Origin of the sequence: Streptomyces sp. NPDC050528 (assembly GCF_044457795.1) — a bacterium.
In the GTDB taxonomy this organism is placed as follows: domain Bacteria; phylum Actinomycetota; class Actinomycetes; order Streptomycetales; family Streptomycetaceae; genus Streptomyces.
Genome location: NZ_JBITHH010000009.1, coordinates 107,203 through 129,895 on the forward strand (window position 1 = coordinate 107,203; position 22,693 = coordinate 129,895).

Sequence of the window (22,693 nt, forward strand, 5' to 3'; positions counted from 1 at the left end):
CGGGGGCGTCCGTTACGTTCCCGATGCCGGTGCCACCGGCCCCGTCCCGCCGTCGGCTACGCCCCGCACGCGGCCGAACTTGAGGAGCAGAGATGAAAGCCGTTGTGGTCAGAGAGTTCGGAAGCCCTGACGGTCTGGAGGTCGTCGACCTGCCCGTGCCCGTACCCGGCCCGGGACAGGTACGGATCGCCACGGAGGCGATCGGGGTCGGTGGGGTGGACGCCGTCGTCCGCAGGGGAACGCTCGCCGCCTACGGCTTCCGGGAAGGCCATCTCCTGGGCAGTGAGGTGGCGGGCAGAGTCGACGCGGTGGGAGACGGCGTGGACGCCTCGTGGACGGGGCGCCGGGTGTGGGCGTTCACCGGTCTGGGCGGCGGGTACGCCGAGCAGGCCGTCGCCCCGGTCGACGACGTTCTTCCGCTGCCCGACGCTCTGACCGGCGCGGACGCGGTGACGCTCGGAGGCTCCGGTGTGGTCGCCCACTTCGCCTTGGACCGCGCCCGTTTCACGCCCGGCGAGACGGTGCTCGTGCGCGGGGCCGCAGGCAGCATCGGGATCACGGCGGTCCAGCTCGCGGCCAGGAACGGTGCGGGCGCGGTGGCGGTCACCACCTCGTCCGCGCAACGCGGCGCGCGCCTGCGGGACCTGGGCGCGACCCATGTCCTGGACCGCTCCGGAGCAGCCGACGCGGATGTGCCCCCGGGCTTCGACGTGGTGATCGATGTCGTGGGCGGTTCCCAACTCCCCGTCTTTCTGGACAGGTTGAACGACAACGGGCGGTACGTGGCTGTCGGCGTGGTCGGCGGACAGCCCCCGGCGGACTTCGGTAAGCGGCTGATGGACGCCTTCCGCAGGTCGCTGTCGTTCGCCACCTTCAGCTCCGACACCGTGCCCGGCGCCGACCGGCGGGCCGTGCGATCGTCCCAGTTCGACGATGCCGCACAGGGAGACCTGCGCACGGTCGTCCACGAGGTGCTGCCGTTGCGTCAGGCGTCCCTGGCCCACCACGCGATGGACGCGGGCACGGTGTTCGGCAGGATCGTGCTGACGCCGTGAATCGGCAGGAACCGTGTCCGAGGCCCGTTACGCGTCGCTACCGGTCCGCGCTTGAGACGTCGTCGACGAAGGTTCCGACGGGGTCTGGGCCGCTGAGGAAGTGATCAGTGCGGAGCTGCCGGTATCGCGGTCCGTGAAGCCCGCGAGGAGCGCCAGGCCCAGGCCCGCCGCGGCGAGCGTCGCGCCGACCAGGGCCGGTGAGGCCCAGCCCCAGCCGGCGGAGATGGCCAGGCCGCCGAGCCAGGCGCCGCCGGCGTTGGCCAGGTTGAAGGCGGAGTGGTTGGAGGCCGCGGCCATCGTCGGGGCGTTCTTCGCCTTGGCCATGAGCAGCATCTGCACGGGGGTGGTGACCAGGGCGCCCATCGCCCCCATGACGGCAAGGGTCATCAGGGCGGGGACGGTGCTGTGCACGGTGAAGTAGAACGCCACGAGCGTCGCACCGAGCAGGAACAGGCCCCCGTACAACGTCGGGCGCAGGGCCCGGTCGGTGAGCGGGCCCGCGGTCAGTGTGCCCAGCGTCATCCCGATGCCGTAGAGCGCGAGGACCCACGTCGTGGAGGAATCGGCGAGACCCGTCACGTGGGTCAGGATCGGCACCAGGTAGCTGTAGACGGCGAAGAAGCCGCCGAATCCCACGACGGCGGTGGCCAGGCCCAGGGCGACCTGCCGGTTGCCCATCGCCCGTAGTTCGTGCCGGATGCCGGACTGGTTGCCGCGGGGCTGGTGGGGGACGAAGGCGGCCAGCGCGGCGAGCGCGACCAGGCCGATGACGGCGACGGCGCAGTAGGCGTACCGCCAGCCGAGATGCTGCCCGAGGGCGGTGCCGGCCGGGACGCCGACGATGTTGGCGACGGTGAGTCCGAGGAACATCCTCGACACGGCCCGCCCGGCGCGTTCGGGGGCGACCAGCCGGGAGGCCACGACGGCGCCCACGCCGAACAGTGCTCCGTGGGGCAGGCCCGCCAGGAACCGTGCGGCGAACAGCAGGCCGAAGTTCGGGGCGAGAGCGGAGGCGACGTTGCCGACCACGAACAGCGCGGACAGCAGGAGCAGGAGCCGTTTGTGGGCGATGCGCGCGCCGATGCCGGTCAGGACGGGCGCCCCGACGACGACGCCGAGCGCGTAGGCGGAGACGAGGTTGCCGGCGTGCGGCACGGACACGCCGACGCCGTCGGCGATCTGGGGCAGCAGTCCCATGGTGGCGAACTCGGTCGTACCGATTCCGAACGCGACGAGGGCAAGGGCCAGCAGGGCCAGTGGCATGGAGCGTAAGTACCTTTCGCGGGCGGCGATTTACGTGCGGATGCGGGGGAAGCGGGCAGGACCGTGGTGCGTCCCGTTCGCCCTGTTTCTGTAGCCTCTCGCGCCGGCCGCCGTTGCCCGATGCGCCCCTAAGGGCAGCGAAAGTCTACGGGCGCTACAGCCGCGCCACGCACTCACGCATTCCAGAACCAGACGACGAGAATCAGGGCCCGCGTCACAGCCGGCTGGTCGGCCCGCCTTCCGAAGACGGAACGAAGCGGAGCATCCCCGTCGGTAGGCGCAGACCGGTGTTCACACGGCTGCGTTCCCGCTGCTCCGCTCGACCGGGATCCACAGCTGGGAGTGGGTCTCCTCGCCGACCGCCACCGGCCGCGTCCGCAGCAGTTCCGGACCTGGCCGGCTCGTGTACGGGTTCGAGGGGAACCACTGGGTGAACACGTCCCGCCACAACTCCTGGAGCGCGCTCGGATAGGGCCCGTCGTTGTCGAAGACCGCCCAGGTCCCGGCCGGCACATCGAAGGCGTCGAGCTCCTCGACGACCGACTCCGGGCCGGTGGTCACGCCGATCCAGTAGTCCGCCTCGGCGCCCTCCTCCCGGCTGTCGGTCAGATACACCGCTGCCGACAGGATCCCCACAGGCTCCCGGCCGGGCAGCCCCTTCATCCGTACGACCGCCCGCTCGTCCAGGGTTTCCAGGTGCGCCTCTGCGGCCGCGTTGATGCCCTCGTGCACCAGCGGGACCCGCGCCTTCCGGCCGACGATCCGGAACGCCTCCTTCTCCACGATCCGGTAGCGCATCGTCGTACTGCCTTCGACGACGACCCGGAAGGACATGCGCGGCTGTGCCGTGAGCAGCGCGCCCGTGCGCCGGGCCTCGCCCGGACCGATGCCGTGCACCGACCGGAAGGCCCGGGCGAACGCCTCGCCCGAGCCGTAGCCGTACCGCACCGCGACATCGAGCAGGGTGCGTTCACCGGCCAGCACCTCGGCCGCGGCGAGAGTCATCCTCCGGCGCCGCACGTAGACCGGGAGCGGCATCCCGGCGAGGGCGGAGAACAACCGCCGGAAGTGGTACTCGGACACCGCCGCGATCCGGGCGGCCTCGGCCACGTCGACCTCCCCGTCGAGGCTGGCCTCCAGGTGGTCCAGTGCCTGATTCAGCCGCTCCAGCACGTGCGTCCGTCCCTAGGTGTGGAAGTGATGGTGCAGGTGCTTCATCCGCGCCCCGCCCGACAGAAGCCGTACGGGAATTGTCGGGCCGCGAGCCTCGGCCCTGCTTGAGGCTTGCGCACATGAATGATCTCAAGGGGCGGTGCGAGCCCCAATTCGCCGCAGTCGAGGCGGCCTTGGCAGCTTCACTCGGCAAGGACGACGTGGGCGCCTCGGTCGCCGTCTACCTAGAAGGCGAGCCGGTGGTCGACCTCTGGGGCGGGTACGCCGATGCGGACCGTACGGTCGCCTGGGAGCGCGACACCCTCACGGGCGTGAACTCGGCGACCAAGAACATGACCGCCTTGTGCGCGCTCGTCCTGGCCGACCAGGGCCTGCTCGACCTGTCCGCACCGGTCGCCGCCTATTGGCCCGAGTTCGCAGCGGCGGGCAAGGAGCGCCTGCTGGTACGCCACGTGCTGTCCCACACCGCGGGGCTGCCGGACCTGTCCTGGCCGACGGCGGTCGAGGACCTCTACGACTGGCAGCGCGTGACGGCGGGGCTGGCCGCGCAGACGCCGGAGTGGGAGCCGGGAACCGCCGCCGGGTACCACGGGCTCACCTTCGGGTACTTGATCGGTGAGGTCGTCCGCCGCATCACCGGCCGTAGCCTCGGCGACTTCTTCGCCGAGGAGGTGGCCAAGCCGCTGGGCGCCGACTTCCACATCGGGCTCTCCGCCGCCGACGACCACCGCGTCGCACCGCTCATCCCGCCGCCGTCACAAACCGACGAGTTCACCGCCGCCGCACCGCTCGGACCGGACGGCACGCGTCGGGAGTACGACGGTGTCGCGGTCCGGGTCAGGAATGCCAACTCGGTGGCCTGGCGTCGTGCGCAGATCCCCGCGGTGAACGGTTTCGGCAACGCCCGGTCCGTCGCCCTCGTCCAGTCGGTGCTGGCGAACCGGGGTTCGGCCGGTGGCGTACGGCTGCTGTCCCCCCAGGGCTGCGAGCCCGCGTGGCAGGAGGTGTTCCGCGGTGAGGACCGGGTGCTGCGGAGCCCGATGTCCTGGACGGTGGGCTTCGGCAAGTTCGGCAACATGTTCGGCTGGGGTGGATGGGGCGGCTCGCTGGTCGCGAGCGATCCTGACGCACGGATGACGGTTGCCTACGTGATGAACCAGATGCTCGACCGGGAACGGCAGGAGGACGACCGCGGCATGGAGATCATCATGGCCGCCTACAGCGGACTGCGGTGACGATTCGCAGAAAGGGGCGCAGGCGCTCGCGGCGTGACGGCCTCAAGCCCCTACCGCTCTTCAGCCCGGCGCGCCCGGGGGGTCGGTCAGGACGAGGTGTGGCTCGAAGGCCCGGAGCAGGAGCGAGCGCATGCGGTCCGGCCGCATCTCGGTCGAGCTGGCGAGGATCTGGATCGCCAGGCCGTCGACCATCGCGGTGAACCGGTCGGCGAGGGCTTCGACGTCCGCTTCCGGTGCCAGGCCCTCGGACCGGCACTCGTGCAGTACGTCCACGACGACCCGGTACCAGCCCGAGTAGATCCGCCGCTGCGCGGGCCGCAGGCGGGGTTCGAGCATCGCCTGGTTCCAGAACTGGATCCACACCGACCATTCGTCGATGTCCTCGGCGGCGAGCGGGAGTTGCACCTCGATCAGGCGGCGCAGTTTGTCCCGCGCGGACGTGGCCCGGCCGAACTCCTCGTCGAGCCGGGTGCGGAACCGTTGGGCGTAGTACTCCAGCGCCGCGTGCAGCGTGGCTTCCTTGCTGGGGAAGTGGTAGTGCACCGTGGCCGTGCTGGTCCCGCAGTAGCGGGCGATGTCCGAGACCCGCACGTTGTGGTAGCCGCGGCGGGCGATGAGGACGGTGGCGGCCTCCAGGATCTGGTCCCGGCGTTCCTGTGCCGTCACCGGCTGCGCCCGGTCCCGTCCGGTCTCGGGCGGGAGCACGGGTTCCGGACCGGTTCCCTCGACCAGATAGGCCGTGGACACCCCGCAGGCCTTGGCGAGGGCGGCGATCTCCTCGTCGCGCAGCCGCCGGGTTCCGCGCAGTGCCTTGGACAGGGCCGTCGGGTCCATTCCGACCCGGTGGGCGACCTCGCGCTGGGAGACGGCGGCCGCGCGGATCGCCGTCCGGACGCGTTCCGGCAGCGTGGCGGCGGTGTCGGCCGGTCGCTCTTCGATGCTGGTCATAACCGGATCAGTATGTCAGCCAAGGCGGTTCACCCCAGGTGCCCGACGGCCGCCAGGGCGCCGATCACCTCGGCGGCGGCACGCTCGCCCGAGGAGATCGCCCCGTCGATGTAGCCGTTCCACACCGAGGCGGTCTCGGTCCCCGCCCAGTGGACGAGCCCGGTCGGCTCGCGCCAGCCGTCCCTGCCGTGCCGGGTCCAGCCGCCCGGGGTCAGGAAGCACTCGTAGCCTCCGACGGTCCAGCCGGTCCGCGGCCAGATCTTCTCGACGTAGTCGATGGGCTGGCCGGCCCGGGGTCCGGCGACCGCGGTCAGCGCGGCCAGCACTCCGTGGCGGCGCTCGGTGTCGGTGCCGGCGGACCAGCGGTCGAGCCGGTCGCCGTAGACGAACGCGACGAGTACGCCGCGTGAGGCGTCCTCGGGTGAGTTGTCGAAGACGACGCCGACCGGGCTGTCGCCGTAGAGCGTCGCGATCCCGGAGCTTCCCGCCATGCGCCAGAAGGGTTCCTCGTAGACGGCGTGCACCTTGGCGACGCGTCCCATCGGGGAGTGGCGAACCCAGCCGCGCCGTGCGGCGGGCAGCGCCGGGTCGAAGGCGATGCGCTCGGTCACCGCCGGGGGTACGGCGACCACGGCCCGCCGCGCGCGGACGACGGTGCGGCCGGTGTGTGCCTCCACCCCGTGCGCGGTCTGCCGCAGGGAGAGCACCGGCTCGCCCAGCCGGACCTTGTCGCCCAGCGACTTCGCGAGCCCGTGGGCCACCGCGTCGGCCCCGTCGGCGAACCGGGCGTCCTGGGCGCAGCCGCGGGTCTCCATCAGTTGCTCGTAGCCGCCGCCCGAGGCCAGGTAGAACAGCACGTGGAAGAAGGAGATCTCGCGTGGTTCGGCGCACCAGACGCCCTGGATCGCCAGCGCCAGCCGTGCCAGCGCGTCCTCGTCGTCGGTCTGCGCGCGGAAGAAGTCCTCGGCCGACAGCGAGTCGAACTCCGTGAACTGCGGGGTGGACCACGGCTGTTCGAGGTCGACGGTACGGGCGAGTTCGTCCAGCAGGGCGGTGACGCGCGCGTACTCCTCGATGCCCGGTCCGGTGTCCGGCGCGCCGCCCGCGTAGTCCACGGGGGTGCCGTCGGCGCGGATCTCGGCGTGCCGGCCGGCTTCCCAGGTCGGGAACGTCCGGCAGCCGAACCGGGCCGCCAGCGCGTGGAACCGTCGCTGGCTCGGCCCGATCCACTGTCCTCCGTGGTCGACGCGCACCCCGGACGGGGTCACCTGGCTGAACACACGGCCGCCCACGCGGTCGGCGGCCTCCAGCACGACCACGTCGAGCCCGGCGTCGGCCAGCCGCCACGCGGTGGTCAGTCCCGCGTATCCGGCACCCACGACCACGACATCGGTGTCCACGGCAGAAGTTTCGAGTGGTGTCACGCCGGTTACCGTGCCGCAACACTGACTCGCCAGTCAAGATGCTCCACAAAATTGCGATCGACGTCTTGACAGCACCTCCGGCCGGAGCCAGGCTGACTCGCCAATCAGTCATTGCGTTTGTTTGTCGGTACCCGTAGCCCAACAGATCGGGAGTGGCAATGACCTCGGATTCGCAACTCCAAGTGCGCGAGGCCCAGGCGGACAAGGGCCTGCGCTCCGGCGCGCTCTCCATGGCCACCAGCCTGATCCTCGCCGTGGCGTCCGCGGCGCCCGCCTACAGCCTCACCGCGACGCTGGCCTTCGTCGTCGGCTACGTCGGCTTCCAGGCCCCGGCCGTGGTGGTACTCGCCTTCATCCCGATCCTGTTCGTCTCGTTCGGCTACGCGGCGCTCAACAAGCGCGACCCGGACTGCGGCACGATCTTCACCTGGGCCACGCGCTCCCTGAACCCGAGCCTCGGCTTCCTCGGCGGCTGGGCGATCATCGCCTCGTTCGTCCTCGTGATCGGCAGCCTCGCCCAGGTCGCGGGACAGTACGTGTTCCTCCTGGTGGGCGCGGAGGACATCGGTTCCGCACCGGCCGACTGGCGGGTCCTGCTGGCCGGACTCGGCTGGCTCGCGCTGATGACCCTGGTCTGCTACCGCGGCATCGAGATCGCGGCCGCGGTCCAACGCGCCCTGCTGTTCCTGGAGTTCGGCATGCTCGTGGCCCTCTCCGTCGTCGCACTCGTCAAGGCCTACGGCGGCTCCGCGCCGACCGGGACCCGGCGGCCGAGCCTGTCCTGGCTCAACCCGTTCGAGGGCGCGTCCCTGAGCGCGTTCGTCAGCGCGCTGGTGCTGATGCTGTTCATCTACTGGGGTTGGGAGACGGCGCTCACCGTCAACGAGGAGACCGCCGACCGGCACCGTGTCCCCGGCCGGGCCGCGACCTGGTCCACGGTGCTCCTGGTGGCGCTGTACCTCCTCGCCACCTTCGCCGCGCTCTCCTTCGCCGGTATCGGCGCCACCGGGATCGGCCTCAACAATCCGGACAACTCCGGGGACGTCCTGTACGGCTTCGGTACCGCGGTGTTCGGGTCGAGCGGTTTCGGCTCGGTGCTGTGGCACCTGCTGATCCTCATGGTCCTCACCTCGGCCGCCGCCTCGACGGAGACGACCGTGCTGACCCTCAGCCGCACGATGCTGTCGATGGGCGACCAAGGCGCACTCCCCCGCGCACTGGCCCGGGTGCACCCGCGCTTCCGCATCCCGCACGTGGGCACGATCGCGGTCGGCGTCGTCGGCGCGGTGGTGTACGTCGCGCTGAACTTCCTCGGCCACGGTCTCGTCCTCGGCGACGCGGTATCCGCCTGCGGGGTGCTGATCGCCTTCTACTACGGGCTCACCGGGCTCACCTCCGCCTGGGTGCACCGCGCCGGGCCGCGCGCCAAGGCGTCGGATCTCTGGCTGGCCGTGGTGCTCCCCGCGACCGGCGGGGTCGTCCTGCTCGGCGCGGGCGCCTGGAGCCTGGTCCAGGCATGGGATCCGATCAACAGCGGTACGAGTTGGACCCTGCCGTTCTCCTCGGGATCCCGCGTCGGCGGCGCGTTCGTGATCGGTATCGGGACGGTCCTGATCGGGCTGCTCGCCCTCCTGGTCTGTCGGCGTCTGTATCCCACGTTCTTCGCACGTCGGCCGAGCGTCTCGGCCAGCATCTGAGTCCGGGCCCGCTGCCCGAACTTCCGCCGTCCGCCGGGGAGTTCCTCACCCGCACCCCGTATCCGGGAGATCGTCCGTGTCCTTTCCCCAGGCCTTCGTCGACCCCTCGTCCGTCGCCGTCGTCGGTGCCACCGAGGACCGCGCCAAATGGGGCTACTGGCTCGCCACCGGCGCCCTCGCGGGTGCCGGCCGGCGGCAGGTGTGGCTGGTCAACCGCCGTGCCGCACAGGTCCTCGGCCAGGCCTGCCGTCCGGCCGTGGACGACCTGCCACGGGCCCCCGACCTCGTCGCCCTGTGCGTGCCGCCCCAACATGTCCTTCCCGTCGTCCGGGACGCGCTCGCCAAGGGGTGCCGCGCGTTCCTCTCGATCACGGCGGGACTCGGCGCCGAGGAGGCCGAACTCGCCGCGCTGCTGCGCGAGTCGGGCGCGCGGATGATCGGACCGAACAGCCTCGGGTTGTTCAACGCCGCCGCGGAACTCCGGCTCGCCTGGGGGCACTTCACACCCGGCAGGCTGGCGATCGTCTCGCAGAGCGGTCAACTCGGTTCCGAGATCGCCGGCCTCGGCGCACGGGCCGGGCTCGGTGTGTCGCGCTTCTACTCGGTCGGCAACCAGCTCGACGTGGGAGCCGTCGACGTACTCGAATCGCTCGTCTCCGACGAACACACCACCACCGTGGCGCTCTACCTGGAGAGCTTCGCCGATGGAGCACGGATCGTCACCGCCCTAGAAGCCCTCCGCCGCGCCGGCAAGCACGCGCTGCTGCTCACCACCGGCGCCAGCGAGGGCAGCCGCCGCCTCGCCCGGTCCCATACGGGTTCGATGACCTCGGCCCTCGACGTCGTCGACGCCGCGTGCCGCGCGGCCGGAGCCCTCCGGGTGGCCACGCCCCGCGAACTCGTCGACGCCGCCCGGGTGTTGGACGCGACCGCGCCACCGGGCGGACGCTGGGTCGCCATCGTCAGCGACAGCGGCGGACAGGGCGGGATCGCCGCCGACCTCGCCGCCGACCGGGGTCTGCGGGCGCCGGTCTTCACCGAACCGCTCCAGGCGCGCCTGCGTGATCTGCTCCCCGCCGCAGCGGCGGTGTCCAATCCGGTGGACCTCGCGGGCGCGGGAGAGGCGGACCTCCAGGTCTACGCGCGGGTCACCGAACTGGTGGCCGCCTCCGGCGAGGTCGACTCGATCGTCCTGTCGGGATATCTCGGCTGCTACGGCGAGGACTCGCCGAGCCTCCAGGACGCCGAGTCCGCCGTGATCGACCGTCTCGGCCGACGCCCGCGGACGGACGCGGCCCACGTACCCCTGATCGTGCACAGCATGAGCGCCGCCTCGCCCGCGATCGCCCGCCTGCGGGAGCACCGCGTCCCGGTCTTCGACACCATCGACGGGGCCCTGGGCGCGCTGGGCCACCTGACCCGACTGGGCGGACGGCCCCGCCCGGCGCCGATGACCGTACGGACCGAAGCGGCCGTCCCGGCGCCGGGCTACTGGGCAGCTCGTACGTTCCTCACCGCACTCGGCATCGCGATGCCCGAGGCGAGACGGGTCACCGACGCGGCCGGGTTCGTGGAGGCCTGCGCGTCCCTGCGACCGCCGCTGGTGCTCAAGGCCGGCTGGATCGAGCACAAGAGCGAACACCGGGCGGTCAGCACCGGCCTGGGCCCGGCCACCGCCGACGCGGTGTTCCGCGAGATGTACGAACGGCTCGGACCGGGCGAGTACGTCGTCGAGGAGCAGGACACCCGGCCGGGCGTCGTCGAGCTGCTGATCGGCGCCCGCCGGGACCGCGACTTCGGTCCGACCGTGACCGTGGGGCACGGCGGAGTCCTCGCCGAACTCTGGCACGACGTATCCGTGGAACTGGCACCGGTCGACCGGCGGACGGCGGCCGGGATGCTCGACCGCCTGCGCTCGCGCCGACTGCTGGACGGCTGGCGGGGACAGCCCGCGGTCGACCTCGACGCCCTGATCGACGCCATCGTCGCCGTGTCCGAGGCGATCGCGGCCACCCCCGGTCTGGCGGACATCGAGGTCAACCCGATCCGGGTCGGGCCCGAGGGCGCCCTGGCCGTGGACGCGCTCGTCGTCCCGCGAGCCGAGGACGTCGTAGCGAAAGCCGTATGTGAAGCAACCGGGGTGCACCGCCACCGGGAAACCACCGACGAGCAGGAGGCATCACGTGAGCACGTCCACTGAACCCTGGCCGCTGACCGATGAGCAGCGGGCGATCGTCGGCCTGTGCCGGGAGTTCGCCGCGAACGAGATCCGGCCGCGCGGACGCGAGGTCGACGAGCGGGACATCGAGTCGCCGCTGGACATCTTCCGGGCCGCGGCCAAGGTCGGCATCACCGACTTCATGCTGCCCGAGGAGTACGGCGGGGGCGGCTTCACCGATGTCGTGACCCAGTGTCTGGTCCAGGAGCAGATGTGCTGGGGCGACCCGGGCATCGGCAACTTCGTCTGCTCCAACGGGTTCTTCGCCGATCCGCTGCTCGCGCTCGGCACCGAGGAGCAGAAGGCGGAGTGGCTGCGTCCGCTGGCCGGTCCGAACCCCCTCTACACCGCGCTGGCGACGACCGAGCCGGAGGCGGGTTCCGACGCCGCGTCCATCGTCACGACCGCCGTCCGGGTCGAGGGCGGCTACGCGATCAGCGGACAGAAGGCGTGGATCTCCAACGCTGGCCTGGCCGACCAGTACGTGGTCTTCGCCAAGACCGACCCCACCCGGGGTTCCTCCGGGGTGACCGCCTTCCTGCTGCGCAAGGGCGCGGAGGGGATGAGGTTCGGCGAGCCGATGCGGAAGATGGGCCAGCGCGCCATCGTCTGCCGCGAGATCTTCTTGGACGAGGTCTTCGTACCCGAGTCCGATCGTCTCGGGGACGAGGGGCAGGGCTTCCGCGGTCTGATGAGGACGTTCGACATATCGCGGATCGTGCTGGCCGCCGCGGCGACCGGAGCGGCCCGCGCGGCCTACGAGTACGCGCTCGCGTACGCCCGTGAGCGCAAGCAGTTCGGCAAGCCGATCATCGAGCACCAGGCCGTCGGGTTCCGGCTGGCCGACATGGCGACCCGGATCGAGTCCGCGTGGCTGCTCACCCTGCACGCGGCACGCACGATGGACGCCGGAGCGGAGGCCACCAAGCTCGCCGCCATGGCCAAGCTCCAGGCCTCGGAGACCGCGATGGCGGTCACCTGGGGCGCCGTCCAGACCCTCGGCGGATGGGGTTACTCGCGCGAGTTCCCGGTCGAGCAGTGGATGCGCGACGCCAAACTGGAGGAGATCGAGGAAGGCACCTCGGACATCATGCGGCTGATCATCTCGCGGCGCCTGTGACACCCGTGACGTCCCTGACCCTGCCTCAACAAGTGGAGTGACATGCCCTTTCGCAACGAGTTCACGGAGCTGTTCGGGGTCGACCATCCCATCGTGTGCGGCGGAATGCTCGCGGTGGGCACCGCCGAGCTGATCTCGGCCGTCGCGAACGCCGGCGCGTTGGGGTTCCTCAGCGCGCTGACCCAGCCCACCCCGGAGGCGCTCGCGAAGGAGATCGCGCGCTGCCGCGATCTGACCGACAAGCCCTTCGGCGTCAACCTCACCATCCTGCCCACCATCGAGCCGGTGCCCTACGACGACTACCGGGCCGTCATCATCGACTCGGGCGTAGGGGTCGTCGAGACGGCGGGCAGCAACCCCGCAGCGCACCTGCCCGCGTTCCGGCGGGCCGGGGTGAAGGTCGTACACAAGGCGGTCGCCGTCCGGCACGCGCTCAAGGCGGAGGCGCTGGGCGTCGACGCCGTGAGCATCGACGGGTTCGAGTGTGCCGGGCATCCCGGTCAGGACGACGTCCCCGGCCTCGTGCTGATTCCGGCCGCCGCCCGCAGGCTGCGTATCCCGGTCATCGCGTCCGGAGGTTTCGCCACCGGCTCCGGCCTTGTCGCGGCCTTGGCCCTCGGGGCATGCGCGATCAACATGGGGACCCGGTTCGAGGCGACCGAGGAGGCGCCGGTCCACCCGAACGTGAAAGCGCGGATCGTCGCGAACGACGAGCGCGGCACCCAGATCGTCTTCCGGGAGTTCGGCAACACCGCCCGGGTGGCGCGCAACGTGGTCTCGCAGGACATCGCCCGCATCGGCGCGCGCCCCGGGGCCACCTTCTTTGACGTCGCCGAACTCGCCTCCGGGAAACGCGGCAGGCAACGGGTGCTGGGTGAGGGCGACGTCGAGGGCGGCATGTGGTGGGCCGGTCAGGCGCAGGGCCTCATCGACAGTGTGGAGAGCTGCGAGACGGTGGTCCGGACGATCGTGGCGGACGCCGAGAACATCGTCCGCGACCGTCTACGGCGGCAACTCGCGCCCACGGGGGCGAAATTGGTCTAGACGAATCTTCCCCGGATCTCTTGACGCGGGCCGACGCGGCCAGCCACGCTTCGCTACGCAGGCAGAAGTAAGGAAAGTTACCGATTAACTTCACGACTCGCCGTTCGACGGTTTCCCCCTGCCTCACCCCGCCCTGATCACGTCGCACGGCTCCTCCGCACCCGCACCTCCTCACCGTGCGACGCGCATGCAGGGCACCGCACTCCGCGTACCGGCGCGACGCCGTGCGCGGCCTCGCCCCACGGAGGAGCTCCGCATGAGACGTGCGTCGCTGCGCGCCGCGTTGGCCGCCGCCCTGATGGTCGGCGGCATGGCCACGACCGCCATCCCGGCCGCCCACGCGGCCGACAACACCGGATTGATCGCCTCCTTCGGCATCACCTCCACCTGGGGTGCCGGCTTCGAGGGCGGCTACACGGTCACCAACAGGTCCACCCACACGGTCACTTCATGGGCCATCACCTTCACCCTGCCCGCCACCGAGGCCGTCACCAGTTCGTGGAACGGCACGCTCACCCACAGCGGGACGCAGTACACGATCACCTCCCCCACCTGGGAGGCCCCGCTCGCCCCCGGTGACTCCGCGCCCGTCGTCGGCATGGACTTCAGCTACAGCGGCTCGGTCGTCCCGCCGAGCGCCTGTCTCATCAACAACGGCCCCTGCGCCGGCGTCCCCGCCGACACCGTCGCACCCTCCACGCCCTCCGGCCTCGCCGTCCGGGCCACCGGCCCCGGCAGCGTCACGCTGAGCTGGAACGCCTCGACCGACAACGTGGGCGTGGTCGGCTACCGGGTCTACGAGGGCAGCACCGTCATCGCCACCACCTCCGGCACCGGCACCACCTTCACGGTGAGCGGCCTGCTCGCCGGCAGCAGCCACAGCTTCTCGGTGACCGCACTCGACGACTCCAACAACGAGTCGGCGCACTCCGCGACCCTCACCGCGACGGCGGGCAGCGGCACAACTCCCGGCGTGGCGGCCCCCTTTGTCGACCTCGGCGCCTACCCGACGCCGAACCTCACGCAGATCGCCACGACCACCGGGCTGCGGCAGTTCTCGCTCGGCTTCATCACCGCCGGGTCCACCGGCTGCAACGCGAGCTGGTTCAACTCCTTCGACCCGGGCACGGCCTGGGACCGGGCGGACTTCGACTCACTGCGCGCGATGGGCGGTGACGTCCGACCGTCCTTCGGCGGCGCGTCGGGCACCGAACTCGCCCTCGCCTGCACCAGCACGACCGCGCTCCAGGCGCAGTACCAGAAGGTCGTGGACGCCTACGCCCTGGACCGCGTCGACTTCGACATCGAGGGCGCCGCCACGCTCGACCACGCCTCGATCGACCGGCGCTCGACGGCCGTCGCCGCCGTCCAGGCCGCGCAGCGCGCCAAGGGCCGCGACCTCAAGGTCACGCTCACGCTCCCGGTCCTGCCCAGCGGCCTGACCGCGGACGGCCTCTACATCCTCGACTCCGCCAAGTCGCACAACCTGAACGTCGACACCGTCAACCTGATGGCCATGGACTACGGCGACGGCGCCGCGCCCAACCCGTCCGGGAAGATGGGCAGTTACGCCATCCAGGCCGCGACCTCGACCCGCGCCCAGATCGCCTCGGTGTGGCCGAGCCTCACCACCGCCCAGACCTGGGCCATGGTCGGCCTCACCCCGATGCTCGGCCAGAACGACACCGCCAGCGAGGTGTTCACCGCCGCCGACGCCCAGCAGGTGCTCACCTTCGCTCAGCAGAACCACCTGGGCGAGCTGGGCTTCTGGGACGTCACCCGCGACGGGAACGCCTGCACCGGCGCCCTGAGCAAGTGCACGAACATCCCGCAGACCCCGTACCAGTTCTCCAAACTGTTCGCGACCTACGCGGGCTGAGCCCGCGGGGTCACCTGCGCCCCGCCAATCAACTTGTTCGGGCCGAAACCCAGCTCGGCCCGCACAAGTTGAGGCACGTTTCTTCCTGCCGGCGGTGCGGGGGTGCACATGAATGCCACGTCATGAGTCTCCGAGCACCGGCAAAGCCCCTCATTCCCAAAGGAGTTGGGCGCGTGCCGTGGGATCTCGATACGGGCGACCGCATCGCACGACGCGATATCTCCGCGAACCGGGGTAGCCGCCAGACACACGGCGGTAGGACGCCCACGCTTCAAGGAGAACAATGCTCACACTCACGTCCCGTCGTCTGCGCGGCACCGCCCGTCGGGTCTTCGGCTGGCAGCACCTCCGCCCGGCCCAACTCAGTGCGATGAAGGCCGTGATGAAGGGGCGTGACGTGCTCGCCGTCATGCCGACCGGCGCGGGCAAGTCCGCCGTGTACCAGGTGCCCGCGGTCCTGCTCGGCGGTCCGGTCGTGGTCGTCTCGCCGCTGATCGCGCTTCAGCGGGACCAGATGCAGAGCCTGCTCGGATCCGGCGCGCTGCGCACCGCCGCCGTCAACTCCGCGCAGCGGAAGAGCGACAACGAGACGTCATGGGCGCGCATCAGCGCCTCCTCGGTCGACGTGGTCTTCCTCGCTCCCGAGCAGCTCGCCAAGCCGGACGTCACGGACCGGCTCGCCGCCGTCCGGCCCCGGCTGCTGGTGGTGGACGAGGCACACTGCGTGTCGTCCTGGGGGCACGACTTCCGGCCGGACTACCTGCGGCTGCGCCACGCTCGCGAACGGCTCGGCAACCCGCCGGTGCTCGCCCTGACCGCGAACGCGGCGGCCCCGGTACGGCGGGACATCGCCGAACGTCTCGGCATGACCGACCCGGTGGAGATAGTGGCCGGCTTCGACCGTCCCAACATCCGCCTGGAGGTATCGGCCTTCCAGGACGCGGCCGCCAAGGAGCGGTTCGTCGTGGAGCGGGCGGCCGTCGAGGAGAAGCCGGGAATCCTGTACGCGGGGACGCGGAAGGCGGCGGACAGCTACGCCGAGCAGTTGAGCGACCTCGGTCTTGCCGCCGCGAGTTACCACGCGGGGCTCTCCGCCGCCGAACGCCGCCAGGCCCAGGACCGGTTCAGCTCCGGTGAACTCGACGTGGTCGTGGCGACCTCGGCGTTCGGGATGGGCATCGACAAGGCGAACGTACGGTTCGTGCTGCACGCGTCCGTCCCCGGCTCGCTCGACGCCTACTACCAGGAGATCGGCCGGGCCGGCCGCGACGGCGCACCGGCCAGGGCGATCCTCGCCTACCGCACTCAGGACCTGGGCCTGCAACGCTTCTTCGCCGCCGGCGCTCCCGACGCCGACGCACTGCGCCGCGTCACGGAGCGCCTGCGCGGCGACGAGGGCGCCGTGAGCGCGACCCGGCTCCGGGCCGACTGCGAACTCGGCGCGACGGCCCTGTCCGCCGTACTGAACCTGCTGGAGGAGGCGGGAGCCGTCCGCACCGGACGGGACGGCAGCCGCTTCACCGGCGCCGACGGCGCCGACGCGGATGACGATGTCGACGCCATTGTGCAGAGCGCCCTCGCCGTCCACGCCACGCACCGCAAGCTCGAACAGTCCCGGATCGACATGATGCGCGGATACTCCGAGACGACCGACTGCCGGCGCCAGTTCCTCCTCGGCTACTTCGGCGACTCCGCCCCCGTCCCGTGCGGGGCGTGCGACAACTGCACGGACCCGGCGACCAAGCCTGCGCGCGGGCCGAAGCGCGAGCGGTCCGGAGACGCCGGACAGCCGCCCAAGGCCGCCGCACGCCGACGCCGGTGGACCCGGACCGGTGCACGCGCGGACGCCTCAGCGGGTGCCGTCCGCACGACGGAGAGCGTGGCAGGTCCCACGACGGACAACCACACCTACCTGCCGGGCGTCCGCGTGAGCCATGACCAGTGGGGCGAGGGCGAGGTCATGAGCGAGGGCGACGGCAAGCTCACCATCCTGTTCGAGTCGGTCGGCTATCGCACCCTGTCGCTGGCCGTGGTGACCGACAGGCAGTTGCTCGTCGCGTTGCCTGATACACCGCGCTGACACTGGACCAACTTCCGCCGCGTTCAGGCGTGTTGTGGTGCCGGCTTTCGTTCTTTGTACTCCCGATGCCGGTGCGTGGCCATGAGCTGATGCGTGGTCATGATCAGACTGTTGGACGCGTGCACACATCTTGACCTTATTGGTCTAGACTTTTACTTTCGAGTGGTCAATTCCCTTCGGATCGCGCCCAGTTGAGGCCTGTGCCCTCTTCCGCGTGCGCCGAACCGCTCGAAAGGGCCCGACACCCCATGACCGCTCGTTCCCCCCTCCCCCGCGTCGCGTTACGCGGCACCCCCGTCCTCGCCCTGCTGGCCCTGCTGATGGGCCTCCTCACCGCGGCGCCGGCAGCGGCGGCGACCGGGTCCGTCACCGGCCTCGCGGGCAAGTGCCTCGACGTCGCCGGAGCCGACTCCACCGACGGCACACCGGTTCAGCTCTACGACTGCAACGGCACCGGCGCCCAGCAGTGGACGGTCGGCACGGACAACACCGTCCGCGCCCTGGGCAAATGCCTCGACGTCACCGGCAACTCGACCGCCGACGGCGCCAAGGTCCAGTTGTGGACCTGCACCGGCGGCGCGAACCAGCGCTGGACCGTCACCGCCGCGAACGACATCGTCAACCCGGCCGCGAACAAGTGCCTCGACGTCTCCGACAACTCCTCCGCCAACGGCGCGCGCATCCAGATCTGGACCTGCACCGGAGGCGCCAACCAGAAGTGGAGCGCTCCCGCGCAACAGTCCGGGGAGCAGTGCTGGGCCACGCACTACGGTCCCCAGCCCGCCGGTGCCCTGACGGCCAGCGGCGAGGTCTTCGACAACAACGCGGACACGGCGGCCACTTCGCTCTCGCGCCAGCCCCAACTGCCTTTCGGTACGCGTGTCCAGGTCACCAATGTCGCCAACGGCAACTCCCTGACCGTACGGATCAATGACCGCGGGACATTCGTCCAGACCCCGCAGGAACCGAAGTGCCTTGATCTGACCGACGGCGCCTTCAGCCGCCTCGGAGGCGTCCTCGACCCGGACGCCGGACACATCGTCGTCACCCAGACGGTTCTGGGCTGACGGCTGCGGCACGTCGGGCTCGCCTGCCGGCCGACGCCGGCCGATCGCCCTCGACCACCTGCACCTCCGCCCGTCAATCACAGGAGCAAAGACCCATGACCACCCCCCACTTCATACCGAGTCTCCGCAGACTCACGGCTCTGAGCAGACCGGCCCTCGTCATGCTGCTCGCCGCGGTTCTGTCCGCTCTCTTCACCGTCTCCCCCGCCCGTGCGGCGGACGGCCGGATCACCGGTCTGGCCGGCAAGTGCGTCGATGTCGCCGGTGCGAACTCCGCGAACGGGACCGCCGTTCAGCTCTACGACTGCAACGGCACCAGCGCCCAGACCTGGTCCAACCCCGGTGACGGCACCCTGCGCGCGCTCGGCAAGTGTCTTGACGTGGCCTCCGGCGGCACGGCGGACGGCACGACGGTCCAGCTCTACGACTGCAACGGCAGCGCCGCCCAGAAGTGGGCGGTCAGCTCCGCCAACGACATCGTCAACCCGCAGGCCAACAAGTGCCTGGACGTCACCGGCAACAACTCGGCCAACGGCACCCGGCTCCAGATCTGGACCTGCTCGGGCGGCGCCAACCAGAAGTGGAGCGCTCCCGCGAGCGGCGGCGGCACCACGCCGTCCGGCTTCGTCGTCAGTGAAGCCCAGTTCAACCAGATGTTCCCGAGCCGGAACGGCTTCTACACCTACCAGGGCCTGACCGCCGCCCTGTCCGCCTACCCCGGCTTCGCCACCACCGGCTCCGACACGGTCAAGAAGCAGGAGGCCGCCGCCTTCCTCGCCAACGTCAGCCACGAGACCGGCGGACTGGTCTACGTCGTCGAGCAGAACACCGCCAACTACCCCCACTACTGCGACACGAGCCAGTCCTACGGCTGCCCGGCCGGACAGGCCGCCTACTACGGCCGCGGCCCCATCCAGCTGTCCTGGAACTTCAACTACAAGGCCGCGGGCGACGCGTTGGGCATCGACCTCCTCAACAACCCCTGGCTGGTGCAGAACGACTCGGCCGTCGCCTGGAAGACCGGCCTGTGGTACTGGAACACCCAGTCCGGCCCGGGCACGATGACCCCGCACAACGCCATGGTCAACGGCGCCGGCTTCGGCCAGACCATCCGCTCCATCAACGGCTCCCTGGAGTGCGACGGACGCAACCCCGCGCAGGTCCAGAGCCGCGTCGACGCCTACAACCGCTTCACCTCCATCCTCGGGGTCAGCCCCGGCAGCAACCTCTACTGCTGACGCTCGTGACAGGACACGCCTGATGCGAGGCCGGTTCCTCCGTGAACCGGCCTTCGCACCACACCTGTTCCGTCGCGCGGGCACGAAGGCGGGATCAGCCGAGAGCAGATTCCCCGAAGCGCCTGTCTTCAACTCCTGAAGCCGCAGCGCCACGTCTGCGAGCCGCCACAAGGGCCGTCGACTCGGGGACGGGAACTCCTTCACAACGCCGCCATCGCACAACCGCAGCTCAGCAAGGGCAAGCCCGCGTGGGACCGATCACTGGAAGGCGGTGCACAGCTCGACGGAAATTGGTTCGGACTTTCACCGGAACTCCAGAGAGCGTCGCCAGGACACCTGCTTCTCAACCGATCACGTTGAAGCCATTGACGCGTGGAGGGTCGCGCCGGACACTCCTGCATTGGAACGGCGGTCCCTGCCCGGCGGGCGTCCAACTCAGGCCTGCCTCACGCGACATGACGGATCGTCCGGAATCGGCCGCGCGCACCAGGATCCGTAGTGCGGCGGCGCCGAGGACAGAGGAGGACAACGAAACACCGCGGATTCACGATCACTCTGAGAGCGCTCTCAGATTCATCGGCGGATCGTGTCGGCTCCACACGTGCCGGAGCAGTTGATCCGACGACGGAAACGACCTGCTCCCGAGCCCCACCAGGAGCCAGGCCCCTGCAGCACTCCCACCCCGCATGCTTGACAGGGAGAACCACGACGATGAGAACCTCCCCACCGCCCGCCGGTACGCCGGCCGGCAGTCAGAGAACCGTCCCTCTCGTTCTGGGCAGCGCTCTGCTGCTGCTCATCGGCGCGCTCGTAGGCGTGCTCGGCACCGGTGGCAGCGCCTCGGCGGCTGTACCAGGCGCGCCGGCAGGCTGGACCACCGTCTTCTCGGACGACTTCAACGGCGCCTCCGGCAGCGCGCTCAACCGGACCAACTGGCTGTACGACCTCGGCACCGGATACGCGGGAGGAGCCGCCAACTGGGGCACGGGCGAAGTCGAATCGGCCACCGACTCCACGAGCAACGTCTACCAGGACGGTCAGGGCCACCTGGTCATCAAGGCGCTCCGCGACGGTTCCGGACACTGGACCTCGGGCCGTATCGAGACCCAGCGCACCGACTTCGCCGCCCCGGCCGGCGGACAGTTGGAGATGAGCGCGTCCATCCTGCAGCCCAACCCGCAGAGCGGACTGGGTTATTGGCCCGCGTTCTGGGCGATGGGCGGCGCGGCCCGCCCGGTCGGCGCGACGAACTGGCCGAGCATCGGCGAGTTCGACATCATGGAGGACGTCAACGCGCTGAGCCAGCACTCCACCACCTTCCACTGCGGTGTGTGGGCGGGCGAGTGCCACGACCCCGACGGCATCACCAGCAACCTCCAGCCGTGCGCGGGCTGCCAGACCGGCTACCACACGTACTCCGCGATCATCGACCGCACGAACACCGCCGCGGAGCAGCTCCGCTTCTACCTCGACGGCAATCTCACCTTCACCGTCAACGAGAACCAGGTGTCGGTCGCCACCTGGCAGGCCGCCGTCGACCACGGATTCATGGCCATCTTCGACCTGGCGATCGCCGGCTCCTACCCCGACAAGGTCTGCGGCTGCAGCTCGGCCGCCCAGGCGGGCAGCATCACCTCCGGCGCCGCCATGAGCGTCGACTGGTTCGCCGTCTACCAGCAGAACCCGAGCGGGAGCACCACCGGCGGCACGACGACCGGCGGCACCACAGGCAGTACGACGGGCGGAAGCACCGGCGGGACCACGACGACACCGGACTACACCGCCGGGGTCACGCGCGTGAGCGCCACTCAGGCGCAGATCACGTTCCTTCCGACCACACCGGCGGCGTACGTCGACGTGCACTACCTCGTCAACGGCTCCGGCCAGCAGAACTTCCGGATGACCAACAACGGCGGCACCTGGACACAGAACGTCACACTCGCCACCGGCACGACCCTGACCTACTGGTTCACCTACGAGAAGAACGGGCCGCAGTACGACAGCCCGCACTACACCTACGTCCAGTGAGCCTCCCGGGCCGGTCCTTCCGGGCCGGCCCGGTACGGACACCGCTCCGGCGACCTTCACCCAGAGAACGCCCGCACATCACGCGCGGGGCGACACCGCCGACGACACCTCGGCCAGGAGCCGCTCCACCTCGGAACCCCAGCGCGAGACGATCACCAGGTCGCGTGCCGGGTCCACCCACAGCAGGTGGTTGCCGCCGTTGCCGCGGGCGCAGCGGCCTGTGCGCGGGCCCCGGGGCCATACCGTGCCGTGGTCGTTGAGCCACCAGGACAGGCCGTACTCGGGCTTGACCGGGCAGGGCCGCCACAACTCCTCGATCCAACTCCGCGACAAAACCCGGCGCCCTCCCCAACGCCCGCCGCGCAGGCAGAGCAGGCCGATGCGGGCCAGGTCCAGGGCGCTGATCCACAGACCGCCGCCCCAGTGCGCGCCGCCCGAGACCACCGGCACCTCGGCGCCGTCCAGGGCGATCACCGCACGGTCGTAGCCGTGCCAGGACCAGCCGTCGGAAGCGCCGGTCGGTGTCATGACGCGCTCGCGCAGCACCTCCGGCAGGCTGCGGCGCACCAGGGCCGTCAGCGCCAGCGCCGTCAGGTTCACGCGCACGTCGTTGTAGGCCCAGCCGGCGCCGGGCGGCCCGCCGGCCGACTCCGTGCCCTCGCGGGTGCTCTGTACGTCGACCCAGGTCGGCTTGGACCACAGTTCGCCCTCCCACTGGCTGGTCTGATCCAGCAGGTGGCGCCAGGTGATCGCGCGCCCGTGGGGGGTGTCGAACTCGGGGAGGTCCACGGCCGTCGACACCGGCTCGTCCAGACGCAGCACGCCGTCGTCGTAGGCGACGCCCGCCACCAGCGACAGCACACTCTTCGTGGCGCTGTAGGCCATCTCCGCGCGCGCCGGGTCACCCCAGGAGGCCAGGACCGTGCCCGCCCGCACCACGACACCGCCGGCCCCCTGTCCGTCGAGCAGCGGGCCGACGACCTCGCGGTGCGCCGTGTCCGACACCTGGGCGGCGAGATACGACGCCATGTCGTCGATGCCCGCCACCGGCCTCGACGCCTGCGCGCGCACGGCACGCGCCAGTGCCGCGGCGTCCACTCCCTGCCAGGGGTCCAGGGCCGGTTCGCCGGGCTCCAGGACCTCTCCGTCGTATCGCGTCGTCACTGCGTCCACGCCGTCCACGCCATTCCTCCGCCGTCTGCCGGCATCCGTGTCATCCGCCCC

Annotated in this window: 16 protein-coding genes; 11 read left to right on the plus strand and 5 right to left on the minus strand. The window is 70.7% G+C overall.

All coding sequences use genetic code 11. The features are described 5' to 3' along the window. Positions 1 to 92 precede the first annotated feature (92 nt). The gene (locus ACIBK4_RS29700) at positions 93 to 1,055 is read left to right on the plus strand and encodes a zinc-dependent alcohol dehydrogenase family protein (RefSeq protein WP_398999399.1); all 963 of its coding nucleotides are present in this window, start codon (positions 93 to 95) and stop codon (positions 1,053 to 1,055) included. A gap of 27 nt (positions 1,056 to 1,082) precedes the next feature. On the opposite strand, the gene ACIBK4_RS29705 is transcribed toward ACIBK4_RS29700, so the two are convergent. Beyond that, complete coding sequence (locus ACIBK4_RS29705) at positions 1,083 to 2,318, minus strand: MFS transporter (RefSeq protein ID WP_398999401.1); 1,236 nt, start codon at positions 2,316 to 2,318, stop codon at positions 1,083 to 1,085. Positions 2,319 to 2,609: 291 nt separating this feature from the next. Further along, complete coding sequence (locus ACIBK4_RS29710; RefSeq protein ID WP_398999403.1) at positions 2,610 to 3,491, minus strand: GyrI-like domain-containing protein; 882 nt, start codon at positions 3,489 to 3,491, stop codon at positions 2,610 to 2,612. A gap of 119 nt (positions 3,492 to 3,610) precedes the next feature. Between ACIBK4_RS29710 and ACIBK4_RS29715 the strand changes: the two genes are divergently transcribed. Next, positions 3,611 to 4,726 carry a serine hydrolase domain-containing protein gene (locus tag ACIBK4_RS29715; protein ID WP_398999406.1) on the plus strand — a complete coding sequence of 372 codons (1,116 nt, stop codon included), beginning with the start codon at positions 3,611 to 3,613 and terminating at the stop codon, positions 4,724 to 4,726. Positions 4,727 to 4,786: 60 nt separating this feature from the next. Here the strand turns inward: ACIBK4_RS29715 and ACIBK4_RS29720 are convergent, their stop codons facing one another. Then, on the minus strand, positions 4,787 to 5,674 hold the full coding sequence (locus tag ACIBK4_RS29720; RefSeq protein ID WP_398999408.1) for a TetR family transcriptional regulator C-terminal domain-containing protein: 888 nt from the start codon (positions 5,672 to 5,674) through the stop codon (positions 4,787 to 4,789). A 29-nt stretch (positions 5,675 to 5,703) separates the two neighbouring features. Beyond that, a complete protein-coding gene (locus tag ACIBK4_RS29725) occupies positions 5,704 to 7,098 on the minus strand; it encodes a flavin monoamine oxidase family protein (RefSeq protein WP_398999411.1) in 1,395 nt (464 codons plus the stop codon). Positions 7,099 to 7,256: 158 nt separating this feature from the next. Here ACIBK4_RS29725 and ACIBK4_RS29730 point away from each other — a divergent pair, with 158 nt between their 5' ends. From ACIBK4_RS29730 to ACIBK4_RS29770, 9 genes are all read left to right on the plus strand, one after another. Continuing rightward, positions 7,257 to 8,795, plus strand: coding sequence for an APC family permease (locus ACIBK4_RS29730; RefSeq protein WP_398999413.1), 1,539 nt, complete (start codon positions 7,257 to 7,259; stop codon positions 8,793 to 8,795). 76 nt (positions 8,796 to 8,871) lie between these two features. After that, positions 8,872 to 10,995: an acetate--CoA ligase family protein gene (locus ACIBK4_RS29735; RefSeq protein ID WP_398999415.1), complete on the plus strand. Its 2,124-nt coding sequence runs from the start codon at positions 8,872 to 8,874 to the stop codon at positions 10,993 to 10,995. After that, the gene (locus ACIBK4_RS29740; RefSeq protein WP_398999417.1) at positions 10,979 to 12,133 is read left to right on the plus strand and encodes an acyl-CoA dehydrogenase family protein; all 1,155 of its coding nucleotides are present in this window, start codon (positions 10,979 to 10,981) and stop codon (positions 12,131 to 12,133) included. Before ACIBK4_RS29735 ends, ACIBK4_RS29740 begins: the two co-directional genes overlap by 17 nt. A gap of 42 nt (positions 12,134 to 12,175) precedes the next feature. After that, positions 12,176 to 13,177 (plus strand): NAD(P)H-dependent flavin oxidoreductase, encoded by a 1,002-nt coding sequence (locus ACIBK4_RS29745; protein ID WP_398999419.1) that lies wholly within the window; start codon positions 12,176 to 12,178, stop codon positions 13,175 to 13,177. Positions 13,178 to 13,433: 256 nt separating this feature from the next. Further along, positions 13,434 to 15,056 (plus strand): cellulose binding domain-containing protein, encoded by a 1,623-nt coding sequence (locus tag ACIBK4_RS29750; RefSeq protein ID WP_398999421.1) that lies wholly within the window; start codon positions 13,434 to 13,436, stop codon positions 15,054 to 15,056. A gap of 283 nt (positions 15,057 to 15,339) precedes the next feature. Beyond that, positions 15,340 to 17,136, plus strand: a complete 1,797-nt coding sequence (locus ACIBK4_RS29755) for a RecQ family ATP-dependent DNA helicase (protein ID WP_398999423.1) — start codon at positions 15,340 to 15,342, stop codon at positions 17,134 to 17,136. A 248-nt stretch (positions 17,137 to 17,384) separates the two neighbouring features. Continuing rightward, entirely contained in the window at positions 17,385 to 18,203 is an 819-nt protein-coding gene (locus tag ACIBK4_RS29760; RefSeq protein ID WP_398999426.1) for a lectin, read from the plus strand. 95 nt (positions 18,204 to 18,298) lie between these two features. Then, positions 18,299 to 19,441 carry a glycoside hydrolase family 19 protein gene (locus ACIBK4_RS29765; RefSeq protein ID WP_398999428.1) on the plus strand — a complete coding sequence of 381 codons (1,143 nt, stop codon included), beginning with the start codon at positions 18,299 to 18,301 and terminating at the stop codon, positions 19,439 to 19,441. Positions 19,442 to 20,152: 711 nt separating this feature from the next. Beyond that, positions 20,153 to 21,469, plus strand: a complete 1,317-nt coding sequence (locus ACIBK4_RS29770) for a glycoside hydrolase family 16 protein (protein ID WP_398999430.1) — start codon at positions 20,153 to 20,155, stop codon at positions 21,467 to 21,469. A 78-nt stretch (positions 21,470 to 21,547) separates the two neighbouring features. Here the strand turns inward: ACIBK4_RS29770 and ACIBK4_RS29775 are convergent, their stop codons facing one another. Continuing rightward, positions 21,548 to 22,642 carry a serine hydrolase domain-containing protein gene (locus ACIBK4_RS29775; RefSeq protein ID WP_398999432.1) on the minus strand — a complete coding sequence of 365 codons (1,095 nt, stop codon included), beginning with the start codon at positions 22,640 to 22,642 and terminating at the stop codon, positions 21,548 to 21,550. Positions 22,643 to 22,693 lie beyond the last annotated feature (51 nt).

Bases quoted from the DNA above. Each gene is read 5' to 3' on its own strand.
- ACIBK4_RS29760 (WP_398999426.1), top strand. From the start codon at position 17,385: ATGACCGCTCGTTCCCCCCTCCCCCGCGTCGCGTTACGCGGCACCCCC.
- ACIBK4_RS29705 (WP_398999401.1), bottom strand. From the start codon at position 2,318: ATGCCACTGGCCCTGCTGGCCCTTGCCCTCGTCGCGTTCGGAATCGGT.
- ACIBK4_RS29700 (WP_398999399.1), top strand. From the start codon at position 93: ATGAAAGCCGTTGTGGTCAGAGAGTTCGGAAGCCCTGACGGTCTGGAG.
- ACIBK4_RS29745 (WP_398999419.1), top strand. From the start codon at position 12,176: ATGCCCTTTCGCAACGAGTTCACGGAGCTGTTCGGGGTCGACCATCCC.
- ACIBK4_RS29720 (WP_398999408.1), bottom strand. From the start codon at position 5,674: ATGACCAGCATCGAAGAGCGACCGGCCGACACCGCCGCCACGCTGCCG.
- ACIBK4_RS29770 (WP_398999430.1), top strand. From the start codon at position 20,153: ATGAGAACCTCCCCACCGCCCGCCGGTACGCCGGCCGGCAGTCAGAGA.
- ACIBK4_RS29765 (WP_398999428.1), top strand. From the start codon at position 18,299: ATGACCACCCCCCACTTCATACCGAGTCTCCGCAGACTCACGGCTCTG.
- ACIBK4_RS29755 (WP_398999423.1), top strand. From the start codon at position 15,340: ATGCTCACACTCACGTCCCGTCGTCTGCGCGGCACCGCCCGTCGGGTC.
- ACIBK4_RS29730 (WP_398999413.1), top strand. From the start codon at position 7,257: ATGACCTCGGATTCGCAACTCCAAGTGCGCGAGGCCCAGGCGGACAAG.
- ACIBK4_RS29750 (WP_398999421.1), top strand. From the start codon at position 13,434: ATGAGACGTGCGTCGCTGCGCGCCGCGTTGGCCGCCGCCCTGATGGTC.
- ACIBK4_RS29715 (WP_398999406.1), top strand. From the start codon at position 3,611: ATGAATGATCTCAAGGGGCGGTGCGAGCCCCAATTCGCCGCAGTCGAG.